At 36.1% G+C, this 22,629-nt stretch carries 20 protein-coding genes, 1 pseudogene and 1 riboswitch; of the genes and pseudogenes, 17 read left to right on the forward strand and 4 right to left on the reverse strand.

Translation table 11 applies throughout. The annotated features are described in order from the left end of the window. Positions 1-3: 3 nt before the first annotated feature. From ABH968_RS07505 to ABH968_RS07545, 9 genes are all read left to right on the forward strand, one after another. A complete protein-coding gene (locus tag ABH968_RS07505) occupies positions 4-1,692 on the forward strand; it encodes a hypothetical protein (protein WP_370043386.1) in 1,689 nt (562 codons plus the stop codon). Positions 1,693-1,936: 244 nt separating this feature from the next. Further along, positions 1,937-3,646 (forward strand): phage tail protein, encoded by a 1,710-nt coding sequence (locus ABH968_RS07510; protein WP_370043387.1) that lies wholly within the window; start codon positions 1,937-1,939, stop codon positions 3,644-3,646. A 32-nt stretch (positions 3,647-3,678) separates the two neighbouring features. Then, positions 3,679-4,029, forward strand: coding sequence for a hypothetical protein (locus ABH968_RS07515; RefSeq protein ID WP_370043388.1), 351 nt, complete (start codon positions 3,679-3,681; stop codon positions 4,027-4,029). A gap of 148 nt (positions 4,030-4,177) precedes the next feature. Beyond that, positions 4,178-4,504, forward strand: a complete 327-nt coding sequence (locus tag ABH968_RS07520) for a hypothetical protein (protein ID WP_370043389.1) — start codon at positions 4,178-4,180, stop codon at positions 4,502-4,504. Then, entirely contained in the window at positions 4,504-4,770 is a 267-nt protein-coding gene (locus ABH968_RS07525; protein ID WP_370043390.1) for a hypothetical protein, read from the forward strand. Before ABH968_RS07520 ends, ABH968_RS07525 begins: the two co-directional genes overlap by 1 nt. After that, positions 4,771-5,505, forward strand: a complete 735-nt coding sequence (locus ABH968_RS07530) for a M15 family metallopeptidase (protein ID WP_370043391.1) — start codon at positions 4,771-4,773, stop codon at positions 5,503-5,505. 115 nt (positions 5,506-5,620) lie between these two features. Further along, on the forward strand, positions 5,621-5,896 hold the full coding sequence (locus tag ABH968_RS07535; RefSeq protein ID WP_370043392.1) for a YolD-like family protein: 276 nt from the start codon (positions 5,621-5,623) through the stop codon (positions 5,894-5,896). A 15-nt stretch (positions 5,897-5,911) separates the two neighbouring features. Next, positions 5,912-6,250 (forward strand): YolD-like family protein, encoded by a 339-nt coding sequence (locus ABH968_RS07540; RefSeq protein ID WP_370043393.1) that lies wholly within the window; start codon positions 5,912-5,914, stop codon positions 6,248-6,250. Further along, positions 6,243-6,584: a YhjD family protein gene (locus tag ABH968_RS07545; protein ID WP_370043394.1), complete on the forward strand. Its 342-nt coding sequence runs from the start codon at positions 6,243-6,245 to the stop codon at positions 6,582-6,584. Before ABH968_RS07540 ends, ABH968_RS07545 begins: the two co-directional genes overlap by 8 nt. 162 nt (positions 6,585-6,746) lie before the next feature. Here the strand turns inward: ABH968_RS07545 and ABH968_RS07550 are convergent, their stop codons facing one another. Beyond that, positions 6,747-6,935 (reverse strand): hypothetical protein, encoded by a 189-nt coding sequence (locus ABH968_RS07550; protein ID WP_370043395.1) that lies wholly within the window; start codon positions 6,933-6,935, stop codon positions 6,747-6,749. 91 nt (positions 6,936-7,026) lie between these two features. Here ABH968_RS07550 and ABH968_RS07555 point away from each other — a divergent pair, with 91 nt between their 5' ends. Both ABH968_RS07555 and ABH968_RS07560 read left to right on the forward strand, forming a co-directional pair. Further along, the gene (locus ABH968_RS07555) at positions 7,027-7,668 is read left to right on the forward strand and encodes a hypothetical protein (RefSeq protein WP_370043396.1); all 642 of its coding nucleotides are present in this window, start codon (positions 7,027-7,029) and stop codon (positions 7,666-7,668) included. A 502-nt stretch (positions 7,669-8,170) separates the two neighbouring features. Beyond that, positions 8,171-8,434 carry a hypothetical protein gene (locus tag ABH968_RS07560; protein WP_370043397.1) on the forward strand — a complete coding sequence of 88 codons (264 nt, stop codon included), beginning with the start codon at positions 8,171-8,173 and terminating at the stop codon, positions 8,432-8,434. Between the two features lie 34 nt (positions 8,435-8,468). Here the strand turns inward: ABH968_RS07560 and ABH968_RS07565 are convergent, their stop codons facing one another. Then, a complete protein-coding gene (locus tag ABH968_RS07565) occupies positions 8,469-9,407 on the reverse strand; it encodes an SHOCT domain-containing protein (RefSeq protein WP_370043398.1) in 939 nt (312 codons plus the stop codon). Positions 9,408-9,871: 464 nt separating this feature from the next. After that, positions 9,872-10,732: pseudogene (locus ABH968_RS07570) on the reverse strand (MATE family efflux transporter); the annotation flags it as partial. 251 nt (positions 10,733-10,983) lie between these two features. Between ABH968_RS07570 and ABH968_RS07575 the strand changes: the two are divergent. Then, on the forward strand, positions 10,984-12,060 hold the full coding sequence (locus ABH968_RS07575) for an undecaprenyldiphospho-muramoylpentapeptide beta-N-acetylglucosaminyltransferase (protein WP_370043399.1): 1,077 nt from the start codon (positions 10,984-10,986) through the stop codon (positions 12,058-12,060). A 127-nt stretch (positions 12,061-12,187) separates the two neighbouring features. Here the strand turns inward: ABH968_RS07575 and ABH968_RS07580 are convergent, their stop codons facing one another. After that, complete coding sequence (locus tag ABH968_RS07580; RefSeq protein ID WP_370043400.1) at positions 12,188-12,736, reverse strand: GNAT family N-acetyltransferase; 549 nt, start codon at positions 12,734-12,736, stop codon at positions 12,188-12,190. Positions 12,737-13,293: 557 nt separating this feature from the next. On the opposite strand from ABH968_RS07580, the gene ABH968_RS07585 reads away from it, so the two are divergent. From ABH968_RS07585 to odhB, 5 genes are all read left to right on the forward strand, one after another. Continuing rightward, positions 13,294-15,321, forward strand: coding sequence for a diguanylate cyclase domain-containing protein (locus tag ABH968_RS07585; RefSeq protein ID WP_370043401.1), 2,028 nt, complete (start codon positions 13,294-13,296; stop codon positions 15,319-15,321). Between the two features lie 116 nt (positions 15,322-15,437). Next, complete coding sequence (locus tag ABH968_RS07590; RefSeq protein ID WP_370043402.1) at positions 15,438-16,112, forward strand: response regulator transcription factor; 675 nt, start codon at positions 15,438-15,440, stop codon at positions 16,110-16,112. Further along, the gene (locus ABH968_RS07595) at positions 16,109-17,494 is read left to right on the forward strand and encodes an ATP-binding protein (RefSeq protein WP_370043403.1); all 1,386 of its coding nucleotides are present in this window, start codon (positions 16,109-16,111) and stop codon (positions 17,492-17,494) included. The genes ABH968_RS07590 and ABH968_RS07595 overlap by 4 nt, the downstream gene beginning before the upstream one ends. 232 nt (positions 17,495-17,726) lie before the next feature. Further along, positions 17,727-20,549, forward strand: a complete 2,823-nt coding sequence (locus ABH968_RS07600) for a 2-oxoglutarate dehydrogenase E1 component (protein ID WP_370043404.1) — start codon at positions 17,727-17,729, stop codon at positions 20,547-20,549. A 92-nt stretch (positions 20,550-20,641) separates the two neighbouring features. Next, positions 20,642-21,877, forward strand: coding sequence for a 2-oxoglutarate dehydrogenase complex dihydrolipoyllysine-residue succinyltransferase (gene odhB, locus ABH968_RS07605; RefSeq protein WP_370043405.1), 1,236 nt, complete (start codon positions 20,642-20,644; stop codon positions 21,875-21,877). A 503-nt stretch (positions 21,878-22,380) separates the two neighbouring features. Then, a riboswitch (Lysine riboswitch) is annotated at positions 22,381-22,567 on the forward strand. The last annotated feature ends 62 nt before the right edge of the window (positions 22,568-22,629 follow it).

Genomic DNA, 22,629 nt, shown 5'->3' on the forward strand with positions numbered 1-22,629 from the left:
GAATTGGCATTAGAATTGCATAACACAGAAAACCCGATTAGTAATTTAGAACGGTTAAAGATTAATGAGAACTGGCAACGGATTATATCAGGGTATGCTTACTTACAACGTCAGATTAATATTTTAGCCGGAAATCAAGAAGTCGGTGAATTACTACAACGTATTGAGGATGCTATTAATAATGCCTATACATCTGTAGCAGCGGCAATTGAAGAAAATAACGTAGCTACACAAGAGGCAATCAACAATGTAAATACATCGCTGGAAATTGTCCTAGATAAAATTTCTGTAGCTATACAAGAAATAAATTTGGCAATTACTACTGCGAATAAAGCTACAGCTGATGCAAAAAAAGCCACTAGTAATGCTAATACAGCTATCCAAGTTGTGAATGATAAAGTAACAGAAGCTACTCAGTTATTTGATAGTTTGGATGCACTAAAGACTCAAATGGAGCTGCTAAAACAACAACTTGAAACTGCTAAGACAGATACAGAAACAGCGACATCGAATGCAAATAGTGCAGCACAAGAAGTACGTAATGCTATACAGGACACCAATACGGCTATCGCAAATGCCGAAGGAGCAACTCAAAAGGCTAATCAAGCTGTACAAGATATTAACGAAGCAAAAGAAGATTTAACACAAGTTGTGAATGATAAAATCACCGAAGCAGATACAGCTATCACTAATGCAAATAACGCAACCGATCAAGCCGATCAAGCGGCAGAAGCAATAAAAGGTTGGGGCACAGCGACAGTATGGAACGAGACTACTCAGTACGAAAAGAACAATATTGTAACGGATAATGGTTCATCATGGCAGGCTACTAAAGCTAATGCGAACTCAAAGCCTACTAATACAAACACAGACTGGATAATGCTTGCACAGCGTGGTGTTGACGGTAAAGGTGCCGTAAGCTCTGTAAACAACGTCTTACCTGACGAAAAAGGTAATGTACAGTTAAACATTAAACAAGGGACTGTCCAAAAAGTAAATGGTAAAAGTCCTGACAACAGTGGTGAAGTGACCTTAGTTCCTGAAGATATTGACGCTGAGACGCCACAAGGTGCACAGGATAAAGTAGATTTATTGAAGCATTTCGTTACTGGACATGGTGTAGGCGATTACTTAGAGTTTAAGGATGAACAAGATTTACTTACTTTGAAGGAATCAGGAACTTATGCGATATATATTAGTGGAATGACTATTCCAGAAGATTATTACACGGTAATTGCATCATGTATTGAGGAAAAAGACAAGTATGTATCACTATTAGCAATCTCTCAGGAAGGTGCGAAAGTTTATGCTAGAACTTTTTATCGTACTTTAGACGGTGATGAAGTTAAAAATGATACAGGATGGGTTAAAAGTGGAGCAGATGAAATTAATGCTTATGATAATAATATTTATACCCAACCATTACCATTACCATCTGAGTATATAAATACCCCTAAATATCCTGTTGGAACGTCTGTTTTCCGAGGTGATTCGGATTGGGGAGTAAGTATGGGAATGGGACTAGATTACGCTCGTAGTGCAGTTGTGGAAACTATAAAAATACCTAATGGTAAAGGTGGAACATGGTATACAGGAAAGCAAACTGTCACAGTACTTGAAGCCGCTACAGAGAAAGTTATAGCAGTTAAGTCAAGAGTTGCGGCAAATGGGAAATTCGGAGAATGGTATTAATGAGAAAGGAGAACAATAAATGATATATGTAACCAACGGTAATCAAGTTGAACCATTAATACAGATATCTAACTTTCAAATGGAACAGTCAGTAGACGGCACTTTTACAGTGTCGTCTACTTGCTTTCAAGGTCATAATAATCTGGGATATTTTAAATATTGAAATGCTCTCTTTTTGAGGATGCTTTTTCTTTTACCTGAAAGGATGTGAGGCTATGAAATACAAGTTAGTTGGTGATAAGACATGCTAATCGTTACAAACTACGCTGGTACTCGAACAGAGCCTTTTTTTACGACATCTGCTCCTTTGTTTGAACAAGATACGCTAGGCAATACAACACTTGAATTTACAGTCAATAAAACAAACAACGAGGCCGGATTTAACCTCCTTCAAGAAGAGACAATTGTTACAGCAGCTAATTATACCTTTCGTGTAAAGCAGCTAATCGATGATAAGCCAGGGCGTAAAACAATCCTTGCTATCTCGACTTTCTTTGACCTAGCCTACCAGTTTAAAGATAAAACCTTTGGAGGCACTCACTCTAGCCAGGAGTTTGTTAGCTACCTGTTTGCTGGCACTGGATGGACTGCAACGTGTGATTTTACGGAGACAGCAACAATCGATAAATTCGGTTCAAAAAACATTATCCAATGTGTGAATCAGATATGTGATGCCATTAATTGTGAATTTGAGATTCTACCAAATAAACGAGTGCATTTCAGTAAATCGCTTGGACCTGATAATGGTGCACAGTATCGATATGGCCATAACATTAAAGCTCTCAGTAGAAAAATCGATACGACACATCTTCGCACCAAGGTTACAGCTACAGGCAAAGAGGATTTAACGGTTACTTACATATCACAGAATCACACGATATGGGGAATCCGTGTAGCTGATCCAATAAGTGATGAACGTTTTACAAATCCCGATAACCTGTTGAAAAAAGCAAAGGGTTCACTTATCGATTATCCAGAGGTTAGTTTTGAACTGGATACACTCGAGTTAATAGACAAGGCATTAGGTGAGAAGGTTTGGCTGATTTACGAGCCAATTGAAGGGTTAGAGCTACAAACAAGGATACTTAAACGTATTTGTGTAGTGGATGAAATCACAGATGGATTAAAGACAATAGAAGTAACACTTGGCAACTCGTTACCTCGCTCTATGTCTGATAGTGAACTTGATTCAGAAGAGGAGCTTGCTGATACAAAAGAAGAGTTGGAAGAAGTAATCGATGAAAGTAAGAAGGAATTTAGATCAGCAATTACACAAACGGATAACCGTATAACGATAGAGGTTGAACAGTTAAATAAATCGATTGCTAAGATTGATGTGAAGGCTGATAGTATCAACCTTTCAGTAAATAATCGGATTACTAATGAAATGGCTTCCATCAATATTCGTGCTGATCAAATCCAATCTACTGTAAGTTCACAAGGCGCGCAACTTCATGGACTTGATACAAAAGTAGCGAATGCTGAATCAACAATTACACAGCAAGCTTGGCAAATTTCCCAAAAGGTAAGTACAACTGATTATAACGGTAATACAATCGCATCGTTAATTAACCAGACATCTACTACTATCGATATCCATGCAGAAAAAATTAATATGCGTGGCGCAATAATTGTTGATGGCTCAATAAGTGGTGCTACTGATATTAATGTGACTAGAGATATAAGCATAGGTCGCAGGATAACATTTTCTGATATGACATCTATATCCACGGATGGTTCTGGTGGTGTCACGATCGATGTGTTTAATAATCTGAATATACAATCTGCAAGAACTACTTTTTGGGGTAACGTAGATTTTTCAAATTCTAGGATAACAGGATTAGATGCTAATACAGTACGTGGCATCTACTTAGCTTATAACGCTACCTTTGTATATTTACGTGACCAATGGGGGTATAACCTAGCACAAATAAAACGTTCTGATGTAGCGTAAAAAATTAAAGCAAATTAAAGGAGATTGATATAATGGAGCAAAAATATTTTGTAATTATAAATACTGGTGAAGCTTATCCTATTGGAGGTAATGTGGATTTAGTAAAGATACAAAAAATACTCAATGCACCTCAAAATTATGCTGTAAAAGTAGGTCGAAAAGTATTAGCTAAATCTATGATTCATGCAATCGCAAAAGAAGAGTGCTCCAATATGGAAGAGTACAATTTGGGTATAAATGTGGCTCGAAACACTTTACGAACAAAGGTAGATGACGTAGATAGCACACTAGACAGATTGGAAACAGATATTAATAAAATGGATTACATTTTAATTAATAATGACATGTTAATCTTCAAACACGCTTTCCAGCATGCTGAATAGGTAAACAGAAACGCAAGCATAAGCTTAGCGTTATTTTTTATGCATTTTTTTAGCGCTGTGAGAGCAATCGAGATGGGCAACGGTACATGTTACTGATTCTCGATACTTCTCACGGCTTTTTATTTTAGGGCAAAGGATTGGTGATTGTATGGATGTAGCTACAGCTGGGCAAATAGCTACTAGTCAAGCAGTTTGGGCTATCGTAGCTTTGTTGCTTGGTGGTGCTTTTTTTAAAAAGCTTTATAGCGATAGTTCTTCGAGGGAAAATCGTTTAATCGAACAAGAACAACAGTATCGTGAAGAATCAAAAGAACGTGAAAAACAATTAATGCAGCATTTAACGCGTTCTAATGAATCTCACGAAAGAACTGCTGCTGCTATGGAAGGTATGAATAAAAGTTTAACTTCCCTCGAAGGACGAATGGATCGTATGGAAAAACGCACTTACAAAAAAACAGAAAAGGATGATGAATAATGGATTTAACAAACATTTTTATGATTGCAATGGTTATGGTGGCTATTGTTTTAGCGGTAGCAGAGGTACTTAAAAAGACATTCAACATTAATACTCAATACATGCCGATCACTTCAGTTGTGATTGGTATTTTTGTTGGCTTTGTATTCTGGCCGTTAGCAGATTATCCAATGTATGTCATGGTAATCTCTGGATTTATTGCCGGGTTAACTGCATCAGGAACATTCGATGTATTAAAGGCGGCTAAAAAGGAAGGTGAACTGTAAATGGTTAGTGTAACAGAAACGTGTCGAGATTTAAGCGAATTAACTGCACCTGCACAACTAGCGTGTCGATTGTTATTTCAAGAGTGTTATAAAGCTGGGATAACTGATATTTTCATCACCGAAACATACAGATCGCAAGCACGCCAAAACTATTTGTATGAGCAAGGACGTACACGACCAGGTTCAAAGGTGACGTGGACGCTTTCTAGTAACCATACTTCACGTAGAGCTTGGGATATTGCGGTAGCACCTCCTAAAGATTTATATAATATATCTACTTTATCAAGAGTAGGAGCGATTGCTAAAAAGCTTGGTATCACTTGGGGAGGTTATTGGCCGATTAGTAGCTACGACGCGCCGCACTTTGAGATTCCTACTAATTGGAAAGCTCCTATGGGTTACAAGTTAGAGGGTACAGTTATTGTTCCGAGTAATAGCAAAATCAAAGTTCAACTTATTGTTAATGACAAAGGGCAAGCTGTAGAGGGTGTTAACGATGGTAAAATGTATCGGGTTCAATCTGGTACTTATACAACTCAGACTCAAGTGAATGCAGCTAAACAAGCGTTAGGTAAGTATAAAATTGCAAACGCCGATTATGTACGAGTAGTTCAAGATGGTGGTAAATGGAGATTTATTACAGGGACATACGCAACACAGGTAGTAGCTAATAACGCCATTACTGAAATGAAACGTCTTGGCATTTTATCGTATGCTGAGGCAATTCAAGAATAATGTTATTGACCAGGTAATCACAAAAATTTGTGAGCCTGGTCATTTTTTTATTGCTAAAAACAGAACGTTAGTTCTATAATGTATACAAACAAACGTTCTGTTAAGGAGAGATAATATGGCTACTAAAACAAAAACACCTACAAAGAAAAAAGAACCAAAACATTTAGACCGTGACGAATTTGATTTGGAAGAAATCGCATACACATTATCAGGATCACAGGAAGAAAATAAAACTAAAGTATTCACCATCTATAAAAAAGGTGAACCACTTACAGGTATGGTCACGAAAATGGATGCAAACACTAAATTAATACATATCAAGGACAAATACATGGACATTCATAAAGTGCATATCTTGGATATCCTAAGCGTATCTGAATGTGATTATTAATGGAGAGTGATTGTGATGAATAAAGACCGCGGATCAATGAAGTGGACAGCTATGATGTTGCCAGAACATTTGGTTGAAATTAGAAAATGGAAAGAAGAACAATTTCATGAAAAGAAGCGTGATTTAACAGAGTGGGAACTAGAAGAAATTGAGCAAACAATCCAACGTGCCTTTAAATTGCGAAAATTAGTTACTCTTACGCTGTGGCAAAATAATAATTTACACGACAAAACTGGATTAATAACAGGGACGGATCCATATAAAAAAGAATTGTTGCTGGATGCTGATATATCCGTAAAACGTATTGCATTCAATGACATACAAGACGCAAAGATGGTGGACGTTGATGATTAATGGTGAGGATCGTAGTCTTTTACATGAGTTTATTAAATTAGATATGGCCATTCGTTCACTGCAGCACGATTATTCATCGCTTGAAAAGTTAAAAATGTCAAATGTCTACATAAATGTCGTAGACGGTTTATTAAAAGATTTGAGAAATGATTTTTATAATAAAAAGCGTATGCTTACAAAGAAAAACATTGAGGTAGTTAAGTGGGTAAATGTAAGTGAGCATTTTAGTGAAGTGATTGTAAAAACAGTTGGTGAAGATGTAGTACTACGTTTTGCCAAGCAAGCACTAAAAACAAAAGTAGAGGGATTACTTTTAAGTTATATAAACAAATGAAAGGCACTTAATAATAGAGTGCCTATTTTTTATGCAATGAAAAAAGCCGCTCATTTGAGCGACTAAAGAATCTAGTGTCAGATATGGAAACCTTATGTGAGCATCTTGATTTTATTTTAATTTATTATTAATGACCGAATTAAATTCGATTATATAAAATGGTTACTTTTTACTGTTATCTGCTTTTTTAATTTCTAGTCCAAAAAAAATAAGAGAAATTATTAGCAATGTTATAGGGAAAAAGAATAAATCACTATCGTACTTTGAAGAGAATTCCATTTTCAAACCAGTTATATAAATGAATAAGACAAAAGAAAAACATAATGATATTGTACCAGATATTGATTTCATTATAATCCTCCTAAAAATATATTTTTACATAGTTTACATTCTATGGAAAGTGTTGTAAAGTTGAATTATCAAAATGAATAGGAGTGATAGTATGCAATTGATTGTTTCTAGATTCAAAATTTCTTTTTCGTTTGTTGCTGTGATAGTTTTGACGTTTGCATTTTTTTATTTCATTAATATGAATAAAGTAAATGCTGCTGAGCTTGATGATGTTGAAAATGCTGATTTAAATCAAGTGAATTTGACAATAGATTCTCCATTCTCTGAAACACTCCCTGATGGTACTCTGCTATTTTTTGAAACTGAAGATGATTATAATAAGTATATGAAATACGAAAATGTTAATGCTAGGTGTGCTACCTGCAACCAAACAACGCAAACTGTAGAAAGTAGCAGCGTTTCTTATAAACAATTTGTTAACTATCATCCGGAAACTCCAGCATGGGTGCCAGCTGATAAACATGTACTTCAGTTTAATAAAACTGCTACTGTTACAGGTTCATTTAAATATGGGGATTGGACACTTTCAGCTAGTGTTACATATACTCATGGTGTCTCTTCAAGTATACCTGCTGATCCAAATAAATTAAGTAGATTAGGAATTTATTCAGATATTAAATTTACAAAATATAAAAATGTAGTGAAAAATCCAGTAGGAACAGTTATAGATACGTACTATACTAGCGCTGCTATGGCAGTAAATGCTCCATATATTTTGGTAGTATATAAATAATTTGCACATATCTAATATGTATAGGTAGACCAGTGAAAAACATCAATTGTTGTTTTTTACTGGTTTTTTTATTATGTTTATTTATATATTTATTTTGTAATATTAAATACATTGAATTATTTTGTGTAGTAAGAACTTTTACGGCTTTGCAATTGTCAATAAATACAAAAGAGTAAGTTGAATTGCAAATCTAAATTGGTGTTAATTTTATTGTACTACTAGTTGAATAATGATTATAGAGAAAATTTTCAACTAAATATGGAACGTCATTCATATAATATGCAATTTTTAAAAAAATGATACTATTAGTTTGCTTATTTATGGAAAACGAAAAATAGATGCACCCCGTATAATATTTTAGATTTCTACCAAAATATTAAGCGAATACAATAAATTGCAAAAAGAACCGGTTTTTTACGACATTTTAAACCTCTAGCTCATCATGTTTTTTTGGGGGGAACGACCTTCTTAACAATCACAATAGCTTCATAAGGGCATTTGGATGAGTAAAGAAGGTAGGAAGTACAAACTTGTTAGCTTTAACACTACAGATGAACATGAGCTTGCACTATTGAAACATGCTGAGCAAATCAATCCTCTAACTGAAAAACCACGAAATTTTAGTAAGTATGTGAAGAGACTGATTGAAGAAGATATGAAACGGGGTTCATGTAGCGAGATAAGGATAGACCGAAATGAGCCAATAATACATGAGGACGAATCATATTCTCTTGAAACAAAAGAAGCGATGGGCAGCTTTATATAAGAAAAGAAACCACTCAATTGAGTGGTTTTTCATTTTAAATTCCTAATAGCTGTTTCTTTTTTGTATCAAACTCTTCTTGTGTAAGAATCCCTTCATCGAGTAACTGCTTGAATTTTAGAATTTCATCAGCTGCGCTAATTTGATTTTGTACTACTGGTTGAGTTTCTTCTGCATCTTCAGAAACAATGAAAAGTGAAAGTTTTTCTAGGGCTTTCTTATCGCACTTAATTATTAAAGGCACTTTATCTCCATTTTCTCGTTTAAGGAAGAGTGTTGCTACAGATTTATCTTTCCCGATATTTGCTCCCATAGCTCCTGCAATAGCTCCAGCATTACCGATTTTACTTCCAATTATTGACCATCCTGCAATATCAAAAGCACTCTTTTGGATGTTTTCAACGCGTTCCCATTTAATTAACTCGAAAGTTTCAGGCTCTTTACTGTCAATCACAATATCTACAAAACCAGGTTTAATTTGTTTCAAAACGTAATTATATCCACGTTCCTTTAGCTGTTCTTTACCATTCAAGACAGTTAAGTTTAGCTTAATAGCTTTTGGCCCTTTTACTTTCTTTTGGGTTACTTTTTCAGGGATGCCGAATATGTTTTCTAATTCATCTGCAAAAGGCTTAGTCGCTTTATCATTAGTCAGCTTAAATCTAATATCCGTCTCTTGATAAACAAAATCAATTTCTACGGCCAGCATTTTTCTATTAACGATTAGATTATGGATCTCATCCAAGTTGTAGGAATCTAAAGTCTTATCTTTCTTACTTTTATCTAATGTGAGTAATCTGTTTGAAGTGAGGAGGTATAAAAAATATGTTAATTTCTTTGATCCTGTAGTTGCAGATATTATTGTCTCATTATCCTCTATACAATTAGCTAGAAATTGAATATCCTCTTCTACAAATGAAAGAACAGATTTTCCTGCTGGAATTAGACACTCTTTGATTTGTTCAATCACAGGCATTGAGTTGCCACCTTTCTCATCTGTATTTACATGCTTAAACTATACCACTTTTTACAGATGTTAGGGTAAACAAACGTCAGAAATTAAGGGCAACAAAGTCCAAAAAGGCAACAAATGATAGTGCTTTAAAGTGCTAAAGTGGGTAAACAAAGACAACGAGGGTAAACAATGTTTGTTGCCGTTTCTGTATACGCTTAACCCTTGCGGTCAAGGGAATCTCTTATATAAGTAAACAAAGTAAACAAATAATATCTATTGAGTGTATTTATATTATATAGGTATATGTAGTATATGTAATATATACCTAATACGCCTAATACACATATACTATATACATGAGTGAAAATCTGTTGCCGGACAAATTAAAAATAACCGCTAAGCGGATAACACAGATAAGTTATCTCAAGCTTAGCGGTTTTTATATAACTACGCCCATAGAGGTATAAAGAGGAAATATTTATTAAGATTAAGGAGGTGAAATTTAAAGCTATTTGATGGGCTGCGATAATTTCTGTACTAAAGCCACTCATCATCATCGTGACAGCAGAAAAAATACTCGTTTCTGCAAATAAGGATATTCCAATCGGCACACCAATGATTAAAATTTCCTTCCAACGAAGCCACTCTAATTTTGGCCAGTCATGAAATAGGCGGAAGCGTTCAAAGGGCACGCGTTTTGCAATAATCCATACTGTGATTAAGAATACAAGCCAGTATGTAATCGCTGTTGCAACGCCTGCACCGATTCCGCCAAGCTCAGGTGCTCCAAATTTGCCAAAAATAAAAATATAATTCAACACAATATTAATAGGCGTTGTAAGTAATGTGATAATCATAGTGACGCGAGTTTGTCCAAGCGCATCGATAAAACAGCGCATAACAAAAAATAAAAAGAGTGGTATAAGACCAGCGCACATCGCATGAATATAAGATTTAGCAATAGTATGTACAGAGGCTTCTAAATTCATATTGCCAAGAATCCAATCAATACCGACTAATAATCCAATGAAAATAAGTACCGATAATACGATGGCCACATAGATTCCTTGCTGAACAGTCTTCTTTGCGGCCAACTCTTTTTTAGCTCCAACAAGCTGTGAGACAATAGGTGTGATTGCAAGGAGAATCCCAGATAACCCAGTGTATATAGGCATCCAAATAGAGGAGCCGATTGACACGCCAGCTAGGTCAGCAGTACCGTACCGACTCGACATTAAAATATCGAAGAAAGAGATAAGATAAATAGCTACTTGCGTGACTAAAATGGGTACGATAATTTTTAATATTAATGCATATTTATCTTTTAACGTAGTTGTCTGATTCATAGTGTATATCTTCCTCCATTAACATATTTAATTAATGAGTATAGCATAAAAAAATAGAGGTAAGCTGAAAATTTGATTTCTTTCAGCAAGTGTTTGGACATCTGTAGCTGACGCTTCGCTTTCGCTACAAAAGACACTTGCTGAAAGAAATTAAAAGCTTCATCTATATCTTTTCGTTTGCATATAGTAAAATAAAAGACTGTAAACAAAAAGTAGTGATGGCTATGCTTTTAAGGAATAGGAGAATTTATGTGAAACAACAAACAATCATTTTAACCGGTGGAGGGACAGCTGGTCATGTATCGCTCAATCAAGCGATACTCCCGTCTTTACAAGAACTAGGTTATGATGTCCACTATATTGGCTCAGAACAGGGCATTGAAAAAGAATTAATAGGCGAGGCGTTTCCTAGTGTTCCGTTTTACGGTATTTCAAGTGGGAAATTGCGTCGTTATTTCTCAATGAAAAATTTTACAGATCCATTTAAAGTGCTTGCAGGAATTATGCAGGCTTTTCGTATTATCAAAAAAGTAAAACCCCAAGTAATTTTTTCAAAGGGTGGCTTTGTTTCTGTACCTGTTGTCATGGCTGCAAAACTTGCTGGTGTTCCAGTAGTCATTCATGAATCAGATGTTACACCTGGCTTGGCCAATAAAATTGCGCTACCATTTGCATCACACATCTTTACGATTTTTGAAGAAACATTACAGCACTTACCGAAAGAAAAGGCAACATGCACAGGCTCCATTATTCGCCAAGAGTTATTTATGGGAGATCGGGCAAAAGGGTTATCGTTATGTGGCTTTACAACATTAAAACCTGTTCTTCTTGTTATGGGAGGGAGTTTAGGATCAGTAGTATTGAATGATGCGCTTCGTCAAAATTTACCAGAGCTTGTCAAACAGTTTCAGATCATTCATTTGTGCGGTAAAGGAAATTACGACAAATCATTTGAATCTACGCCTGGTTACGAGCAATTTGAATATGTGACAACAGAGTTACCGGATTTATTGCATGCGGCAGACTTTATCGTCTCTCGTGCTGGCTCTAACTCGATTTTTGAATTTTTAGCACTTCACAAACCTATGTTATTAGTGCCATTATCTGCACAAAAAAGTCGTGGTGACCAAATATTAAATGCCAACCTGTTTAAAAGACAGGGTTACGCGGAAGTATTACAAGAGGAAGAGTTAACAAAGGAATCCTTTAAAAAATCGGTTCATGTGTTAACAGAGCGTAAAGCAGAAATGGTTGCGACTATGGAGAAAACTCAAAGACCGAAAACGCCAGATGAAATGGCGAAATTGATTTTACAATATAAAAAGTAGGCTCTGTACTCGTAGTCGATGCCTTCTGATTAGCTTGTACTAAATCACAATTACTGCAATAATATGTAGCCAAGCCAGAAAAAAAGCTATGTGCCTGTCATGACAGAACACATAGCTTTTTTTTAGATTACATCGCTTGTTCTTCGCCTTCTGCCATTAGATTGGCTGTTGTAAGATAGAACAAGTCTTTTGGGATTTTATATAAATTAAATTGCGCCTCTCTGCTGTTAACCTGTGTTAATAAGGTTGGGTGGCTTTCATTCGCACTCATAACATAGGGTAGCTTTAAGGCTGCACGCTGTGATTTTATATTTTCAACACGAATACGGAGAAATACCGTATGGAAGTTATAGTCAAAAAAAAGTTCATTCAAAAAAAGCATTTTCGCCTTTTGGTTATAACCTTGCCCTTGATAAGGGAGTCCAATCCACGTTCCTAAAAAGCCTGCACCATCCTCCACATCATGAATGCTAATGGTGCCGATTGGTTGACCCCAATCATCAGTAATTGTTCTAGAAATAGCGAGTCCCTCCGCTTCTTCTTCAATCAGTTGTTTTGTCATAAACCAATATTCATCAGCTGATGTGGCTTTTTGACGGACAAATGGGAAAACAGAAGGGTGTGATAATAGCTCATAAAGCTCTGTACATTCATGTAGGTCTCGATGTTTAAGCATACGAAACGCCTCCTTTATTAGGGTAGTTAAAACAATTCCTTTAAAACATAAAGAAGAAAACTAAAATTCGTACTGGAATTAAAACCCAAAGAACTAGACGTTAAAACTATGATATCCATAATCTCCCGCTGTCTTACTGATTTTTCGACCATACCGAAAAAAGGCTAGTTTTTTTAATATAATATAACAATCATACTGCTTTATGCAATCATTTTACTCGCTAAAACAAAAATTAAATTTGTTAGTCAGTAAATTCTGAAAAATAAATAATTGCATAGATAGTTAAATTTTGTTTATATATTTTTTTAGGAGCATTAAGTCTAAAATATCAGTTTTCTAAGCAAAAATATTTGGATAGTGTTTCTTTAGGATTACGTTATTTCTTCAAAAGAGGTAAATTAACAAATTTTATCCTAAAAAGGATATAATTTTTTCGAATCAAGAAGAGTGATTCATTTAAATTATGTTATAATAGTAGTATTGATTTTTTTGTATAAACAGAAATTATATAAAAATTCTATTTAATAGTAACAATAACGACTTATGGGGGTGACAGCATGGAATATCTTTTAAGCGAAGACTTATTTAATGACTTGTTTATAGGAAAAGATTTTGTCTTTTTAATGAAAAAAGTGGGAGACGATTTTCAATATATTCGCTTAAATCAAGCAGCTCGAGCTTTGTTATCACATGAGGCGATTGGGAAATTGCTTTCTACCCTTACCTCAAGTCGCAATTTTTTTATAATTCAAGAAAATTACAATCAAGCAATTACGAAGCATAGTCAGGTTGACTATGTGGATTATGCCTATTATAAAGCAGAAGTTCGTAAATATGAGACTTCTGTTCGGCCGTTTAAACATAATAAAGAAGACTATATTTTAGCCATAACAAAAGAGATTCTCTATGATCGTAGCATCGAAGATAAGTTTTTATTTCTGCGCTCAATGTTTGATCATGCTTTTTTCTCAACGGTCATCTTATCAGCTGAAGGGTCTATTTATGAGGTGAACTCCAGCTTCACGGAAGACTTTGAATTAGATACAGAAACGGTTAAACAGCAATCATTCGTCGATTTACCAATTGTTCCTGAAGATGAAGTAGAAAACATACAAAGCTATTTACAAAGAGCAGCTATGGGCGAAAATATTGGTGAAAAACTCATCAAGCTTCATACACTGGATAAAAAAGAGCGCACGTATTTAGTATCATTATCTCCTGTTATGCAGGGGGATAACTCTTTTGCTATTTTTCTTCTCATGCAGGATTGCACACAATTCACTGAACAAAAAGCAGAGTTACGCTCAAAATCACATGGTTTTGAGGTTTTTAAGGCTGCTTTAAATTCTGCAGCTTACATTGCTGTATTGGATAGTGATTCTAAAATTCTAGAAATTAATGATTTGTTTTTAAATGCAACTGGTTTTACGGCTGAAGACCTAATAGATCAACCTTATAAATTAATAGAGCCTCGTAACAATACTGCGGACTTAATACAATTAATTGATAAAACGCTTAAAGCGGGGAATATTTGGCGAGGGGAGTTATGCTACCGTACAAAATTCCATGCTGATTTTTGGGTAGAAGCATCTATAGTTCCATTAAAAAATGAAATTGGCGAGACAGAACAATATTTATCCATTAACTATGATATTACGGACAAGAAAAGAATGTTAACAGAATTGAAAAATATTGAACGTACATTCCGTCTCATTACAGAAAATACAAATGATTTGATTGTCATAACAAACGAAGATGGCATCATTATTTATGCTTCGCCTTCCTATGAGATTTTCTTAGGCTACGAAAATGTAGAATTACAAGGTCAGTTTTACAGCGACATTGTGGATGAACAAAGTAAGAAGGCTTGGCAAACGTTTCTAAATAATTATTCGGGTCAAACGGAAACACAGTTTGAGCTACTGTTAAGGGCAAAGGACGGTACGCCTGTTTGGACTGAGGGAAACGTAACGGTTGTTCATGATCCAGAGCGCGAAAAAGTTTCACAAATTATGATGGTATCCCGTGAAATAACTCATCGTAAGGAACGAGAGAATGACCTATTATATTTAGCTTATCACGATACGTTAACACAACTACCAAATCGTCGTTTTTTACACAAGGAGTTTCCGAAACTATTAGCAGAAGCAAAAGAACGTAATGAGTGTTTAGCTATGCTCTATATAGATGGGGATGACTTTAAGAATGTTAATGATCGGCACGGCCATGACACGGGGGATGATTTTATCCGAAAGTTTGGCCAAGTTTTAATTACTGCTGTACGTAACCACGATTTAGTGATTCGTATGGGTGGCGATGAATTTATTGTCGTCTTAACAGGTTTAACTCAATACGATAAGAAGAGACATACGCAAATAATGGATATTATTAATCGCATCCGTAATGAACTGAAAAAGGGTTGGACGATCGAAAGTCATCACTTTGCTCCAACTGCTTCCATTGGTATCGCTTATTATCCGGATCACGGTCAAACATTAAATGAATTGCTGGAATTAGCAGATCAAGCTTTATATAAAGCGAAGGAAATTGGAAAAAATAATCTCTATATTACTGACACTCATTGAAAAAAGTCTGTACAAACAAGTAGCTACTTGTGGTACAGACTTTTTGTTTGATGTTATGCTATAACAGTATTAAAGAGGAAACCCCTCATAGTTATTTTAGAATAGAAGGTGAAGAAATGCCTAAAAAAATACTTTTGGTGGAAGATGAGAAGCATATCGCTCGCTTTGTGGAGCTAGAATTAAAGCATGAAGGCTACGATGTATTCGTCGCATTTGATGGACGTGAAGGACTTGCGCTAGCTTCATCTGAAAATTTTGATGTGCTGTTATTAGATGTTATGCTTCCGGGGATAAATGGAATTGAAATTTGTCGTCGAATACGAACGCAGTCAAAGGTACCTATTATATTGTTAACGGCACGAGATGCTGTGATGGATCGTGTAGCTGGCTTAGATGCTGGTGCAGATGACTACATAGTAAAACCATTCGCTATCGAAGAACTACTAGCTAGAATTCGTACTATTATACGTCGGGTGACACCTGATGAAAAAATTGGGGGTTCATTACATTTTCGTGATATCGAAATGGATGTAGCGGCCTACGAAGTATTTGTTCAAGGGAAAAAGCTTGATTTAACGAAAACGGAATATGATTTACTTAAATTATTAATAGAGCATAAAAATAAAGTTTGTACACGAGAGCTAATTTTAACCTCTGTTTGGGGGTATGATACGGATATAGAGACAAATGTCGTAGATGTATATATCCGGCATTTGCGAACAAAACTGCCGGGTGATATGAATGCCTATATCGAAACCGTTCGTGGGGTTGGGTACGTGATGCGTGAATGAAAAAATGGAGAGATTATTTAATCAATCCGTCATTACAAAGAAAATGGATGCTAACATCAAGTGCTGTTATATTTTTTAGCTATACGATTATTTGTATAGTCGTTTATATTTCGCTACATACATGGCTACTAAATGACGAGGCAAGTAAAATCAAACGGACAAGCGATGATTTGGTGTATTTTTTAGAGTCACAGGGACCCAATCTTACCATTCAGGAAATTCAGCAAAATAAAGGTCTTATAGATTCTATTGCGGATCGTGATCAAACGATTAGAATGTTTAATTCAGATGGCGTTCAGATTCTTCGTATTAATAATACTGCACAGGCTGCACCACTTACCTCGATAGGTGAAATTATTGAAATGACGATTGATAAAAAGGATGTCTATGTCATAAATCAACGGATTCAGCTCGGTTTCTTTCAAGGGTATATTCAAGTGATTCATCCATTATCAAAGTTCCAGTCTTTGATGCATTATTTATTGACTACCATGCTAATAGCTGGCTTAGGAGCATTATTGTTGTCGGCATCTATTGGCTATTATCTTGCCAATTATTTGATGAAACCATTACGTGCGTTACGTTCATCCATGAAAACCGTTATGGATAAAGGATTTAATGAACCAATTCAATTAACTTACACGTCTCATGATGAGATTGGTGATCTATTGAAAATGTACAATGCGATGATGAATGAATTGCAAATTTCGTTTACACAGCAGCAACAATTTGTTGCGGATGCTTCTCACGAGTTACGAACACCTATTCAGGCAATTGAAGGACATCTTTCCCTATTGAAAAGGTGGGGGAAGGATGATCCAGAAATTTTAGAGGAATCTATTGATACTTCACTAACGGAGATTGCTCGAATGCGTAAAATGATTGAAGAATTATTAGAACTTGCGCGCCGTGAAGAAAAGGACATTAAAAGTGAGGCTGATGCAGAAGCTGTTATAGAAGCTGTTATAGAGGAAACAAGACGCCTTCTTCCAGAAGCTCGAATAACGCTGTCGAAAGATGAAGAAATAGGGCGATTATTTATAACAGAAAATGCACTTAGCCAAATTATTCGTAATATAATAGAAAATGCAATTCGTTATTGTGAAAAAATTCCTGAGATTCAAATTTCACTTTCTGTTTCTGGGAATGAGGCACTTTTAAAAATAGAAGATAATGGAATTGGTATAGCGGAAGAAAACATTCCGTTCATTTTCGATCGTTTTTATCGGGTTGATGAGGCTAGAAATCGTCAAATAGGCGGTACAGGCTTAGGACTTAGTATTACAAAAATGTTACTTGAAAAATATAATAGCTCTGTGGAAGTCAAGAGTGTCAAAAATGTTGGAACCGTTTTCTTGATGAAATTCCCGCTGAAATATTGAGAAAAATACATGCTTTATTTAATTATTCTATCCTTTAGGAAAAGAATTGCTTAATTTGATAAAAAGAGTTGTATTTTTTGTGAAGAGTAGTAAGATTGAGATGGAAAAAACGTTCTTTAAATTTTGGGTATGTTGTGTTAAACATCCTTTTAAAGAGCGGAGAAATATTATATAATTAATTGTAATTTAATTAATGGAACTGCCGAAAGGCAAAATTTGGAGGTCATTTTTCATGTCGAACAACGTTACAACTGTAAGTTCTCCATGGTCAGCTTTCTCTGGTCCTAACTTAGGATATGTGATGGAGCAATACGACTTATTCTTACAGTCTCCTGAAGAAGTAGAACCGGAGTTAGTATTATTATTCCAACAATTTGGTGCACCAGTAGTAGTAGAAGGTGAAGTAGCTGTAGCTAGTAATGCAGCAGCTCCTGCTGGCGATTATAAGAAAGTGTTAGCAGCTGTGAAACTAGCAGATGCAATTCGTACACACGGTCATTTAGCGGCAGATATTTACCCTTTGAATAACCGTGAACTACAAACAGCTCAAATTGAAGAAAGCGCGTTCAACTTAAGCGCTGCAGATTTAGCTGAAATTCCTGCAGCTATCTTCTTCAAAGATGTGCCAGCAAACGTGAAAAATGGTAAAGATGCAATCGATTACTTAAAATCTGTTTATACAGAAAAAGTAGCATTTGAATATAATCACGTGGTAACAACAGAAGAACGTGATTGGATTCAAGCACAAATTGAAACAGGTTCATTTAAACAAACATTAGCTTCTAATGAGAAAAAAGCTTTATTAGATCGCTTAACTCGTGTTGAAAATTTCGAGAAGTTTATTCATAAAACTTTTGTAGGTCAAAAGCGTTTCTCTGGTGAAGGTTTAGATACTCAAATCGTCCTATTCGATGAAATTTTAAAAACAGCTGAAGCAAATAACGTTGAAAATGTACGTATTGGTATGGCTCACCGTGGTCGTTTAAATGTGTTAACACACATTTTAAATAAACCATATGACATGATGTTCTCTGACTTTGCACATGTATCTAATGATTTATTTTTGCCAGAAAATGGTCGCCTTGAAATTACTAAAGGTTGGACTGGTGATGTGAAGTACCACATGGGTGCTTCTTACAACCGTGAAACTGGTATGAATGTTAAACTTGCATACAACCCATCTCACTTAGAAGTAGGAAATCCTGTTGTTTTAGGTACTGCACGTGCAGCACAAGATGACACTTCTAAACCAGGGCAAGCTATTCATAACCGCAATAAAGGTTTAGGTATTCTTGTGCATGGTGACGCTGCGTTCCCAGGTCAAGGGATCGTAACAGAAGTATTAAACTTTGCAAAAACTGAAGGGTTCACTACTGGTGGTACAGTTCACATCATTGCTAATAACATGATTGGATTTACAACTGAACTACAAGACTCTCGTTCATCTGTTTACTCTTCTGACCCTGCAAAAGGTTATGAAGTACCAGTTGTGCATGTAAATGCAGATAGCCCTGAGTCTGTAACTTTAGTAGGTCGTTTCGCAGCTAGCTACCGTCAAAAATTCGGTAAAGATATCATCGTTGACCTTATCGGTTACCGTCGTCATGGTCACAATGAAACGGATGATCCAACTGTAACAAACCCTGAAACATATAAATTAGTTTCTAAACATGAGCCAGTTCGTGCTTTATACGGCGCTCAATTAGCAGCTGAGGGTGTAGTTTCTGCTGATGAAGTAGCAGCTTTAGATAAAGCTATTTATGCAGAAATGCAAGCGGCATATGATCATGTAAAAGAAATGGCAGATAAAGATGAACATAAACATTTAGAAATGCCAGAAGAATTAAAAGTAGAATTCCCACAAATTGATACAGCAGTTGGTGCGGAACGTCTAGGAAAAATTAATGAAGAGCTTTTAGTGTTTGAAGAAAACTTTGAACCACAGAAAAAACTTGGCAAAATTTTAGAAAAACGCCGTGATGCATTTGCTTCTGCAAAAATCGACTGGGGTCATGCAGAAACTTTAGCTTATGCAACAATTATTCAAGATGGCACACCAGTACGTTTTACAGGTCAAGATGCACAACGTGGTACGTTCTCTCAACGTCACTTAGTGTTACACGACAAAAACAATGGTAATTTATTCACGCCACTTCACCATATTTCAGGTGCAAATGCATCATTTTCAGTACACAACTCTCCACTTACAGAAGCTGGGGTAGTGGGCTTTGAATATGGTTATAATTTAGAAAATGGCCATGTATTATCAGTTTGGGAAGCTCAATTTGGTGACTTTGCTAACATGGCACAAGTTATGTTCGATAACTTTATTTCAGGTGCACGTGCTAAATGGGGTCAAAAAGCTGGTTTAGTTATTCTTTTACCACATGGTTATGAAGGTCAAGGTCCAGAACACTCTTCAAGCCGTATGGAACGTTACTTACAAATGTCAGCTGAAAATAACTGGTTCGTAGCAAACTGCTCAAACGCAGGTAACTACTACCACTTATTACGTCGTCAAGCAGCATTATTAGGTACAGAAGGCGTTCGCCCACTTGTTGTTGTATCACCTAAGTACTTACTTCGTCACCCATTAGCTGCAGCGAATGCTGATCAATTAGCAAATGGTTCATTCCAAGAAGTAATTGAGCAACCAGGCCTAGGTTCAAAACCAGAAGCTGTAGAGCGCATTGTTTTAGGTTCAGGTAAAGTCATGATCGACATTGCAGACCGTATTAAAGACGGTGAGGGCTTCGATCACCTACACATTACTCGTGTAGAACAACTTTACCCATTCCCAAAAGAGCAAGTTGCTGGTATTATTGCAAAGTATCCTAATGTTAAAGAAATCGTTTGGGTACAAGAAGAACCTAAAAACCAAGGTTCTTGGAATTATGCATTAGAAACATTACATGACCTTTCAGAAGGTAGAAAACTACGTTATGTAGGCCGTCCTGCAATGAGCTCGACTTCTGAAGGTGATGCAGATTCTCATAAAGCAGCTCAAGCCGCACTTGTAGAAGAAGCAGTTGCTGAGCCAGTAAAGGTTAAATAATCACATATTAAATTTTTGAGAGCCGGGCTATTTGCTTAGGCAGTAGCCCTTTTATGTGCACCAATGCACGTTAATTAAAGGAGGAAATGAAAGTGGCTGAAATTAAAGTCCCTGAATTAGCAGAATCGATTACAGAAGGTAGTATCGCACAGTGGGTAAAAAAAGTGGGCGATCGCGTTGAAAAAGGTGAATTCATCGTTGAACTTGAAACAGATAAAGTAAACGCTGAAATCATTTCTGAAGAAGCGGGAGTATTAACTCAAATTTTAGCTGAAGAAGGCGATACTGTACTTGTAGGTCAAGTTATCGCAGTTGTAGAAGCTGGCGAAGGTGCAGCACCTGCTCCAGCAGCACCAGTTGAGGCAGCTCCAGCTCCAGCAGCGCCACAATCGGCACCTGCTCCTGTTGCAGCAGCTCCAGTTGTAGAAGAAACTTCTGGTGAGCGTGTAATCGCATCTCCAGCAGCTCGTAAACTTGCTCGTGAAAAAGGTATTGACCTTGCTGCTGTATCTCCAGTAGATCCACAAGGCCGTGTACGTGTACAAGATGTAGCAGCTCATGGTACAGCTCCAGTAGCAGCACCACAAGCAGCTCCAGCAGCACCGAAAGCAGTTGCAGCTGTAGATGAATCACGTGTGACAGTTGAAAAAATGAGCCGTCGTCGTCAAACAATTGCAAAACGCTTACTTGAAGTAAAACAATCTACAGCAATGTTAACAACATTCAACGAAGTAGATATGACAAACGTAATGGCTTTACGTTCCCGTAAAAAAGACCAATTCTTCGAGTCAACTGGCTCAAAACTTGGTTTCATGTCATTCTTCACAAAAGCTGTAGTTGCAGCACTTAAAAAATACCCATATGTGAACGCACAAATCTCTGGTGATGAAATTCACTTAAACAACTTCTTTGATATCGGTGTAGCTGTATCAACAGAAGAAGGTTTAGTAGTACCAGTTGTACGTGACGCTGACCGCAAAAACTTTGCTGAAATTGAAGATTCAATCGCAGACCTAGCGAAAAAAGCACGTGACAAAAAATTAGGTTTAGCCGATCTTTCAGGTGGCTCATTCACAATTACAAACGGTGGAGTATTCGGTTCATTAATGTCTACACCTATCATGAATGGTACACAAGCTGGTATCCTTGGTATGCACACTATCAAAAAACGTCCAGTTGAAGTGAATGGTGAAGTAGAAATTCGCCCAATGATGTACTTAGCTCTTTCTTATGACCACCGTATTATCGATGGTAAAGATTCTGTAGGCTTCCTTAAAACAGTTAAAGAACTACTTGAAAACCCAGAAGATTTATTATTAAATTCTTAATTCCTGAATTTGTTAAAACCCTGCGAACATTGTTTTGCAGGGTTTTTTGCTTGTCATAAAACATTTCTCATTTTCAGGGAAATTTTTAAGAAAGCTTCACGTAGTAATAAAGTATATAGTATAAAAGAATTTAATTTTGTGGAATAACAGATTCTTTTGAATTACTAGTGTAGAGCTTTGATAATAAATATTTTCGAATTTTCTAAAAATGTTCAAAGTCATATTTGTAAAAACGTAAACACGTATATATGTTGATTGGAGTGGAGGCTGGACGCTCCCAGGAAAGCGCAAAGCCAGAACGGAAATCACCCCCTACGTTATTGTAAAGGCTACAAATCTAAACACCATTTTCAACTTTGCAAAATTGTATATAAGGATTTTAAAAGAATAAAACCCTAATATTGTAATTAGTCAGAAAAGTAATAAAATTATCTTGACGGATAACTTAGTTTTATAGTAATATCTTAATATCAATTAAATATACAAACCTCACATTTATCCTATTGTGAGGTAGAGGCGCGATATTTATTAGTTCATTGTTGAGTTCAAGCAAGCGAAGACGCAATGGAGAAGGAACTATCGCCGAAGTATAAAAGGAGCTCGTACTTTTATGCTGGGTCTGCAGTGAATAAGTGCAGGACTGTCCTAGTAAATTACTTTCCAGGTTTACTAGGTTGTGCTATCTCGGAATTTTGGAAATTATTGTGAGGATTTGGGCAACTGTTAAAAAAGATAAGACCTAAGTTCAGAAC

Source organism: Lysinibacillus sp. RC79, assembly GCF_041262405.1.
Taxonomy (GTDB): domain Bacteria; phylum Bacillota; class Bacilli; order Bacillales_A; family Planococcaceae; genus Lysinibacillus.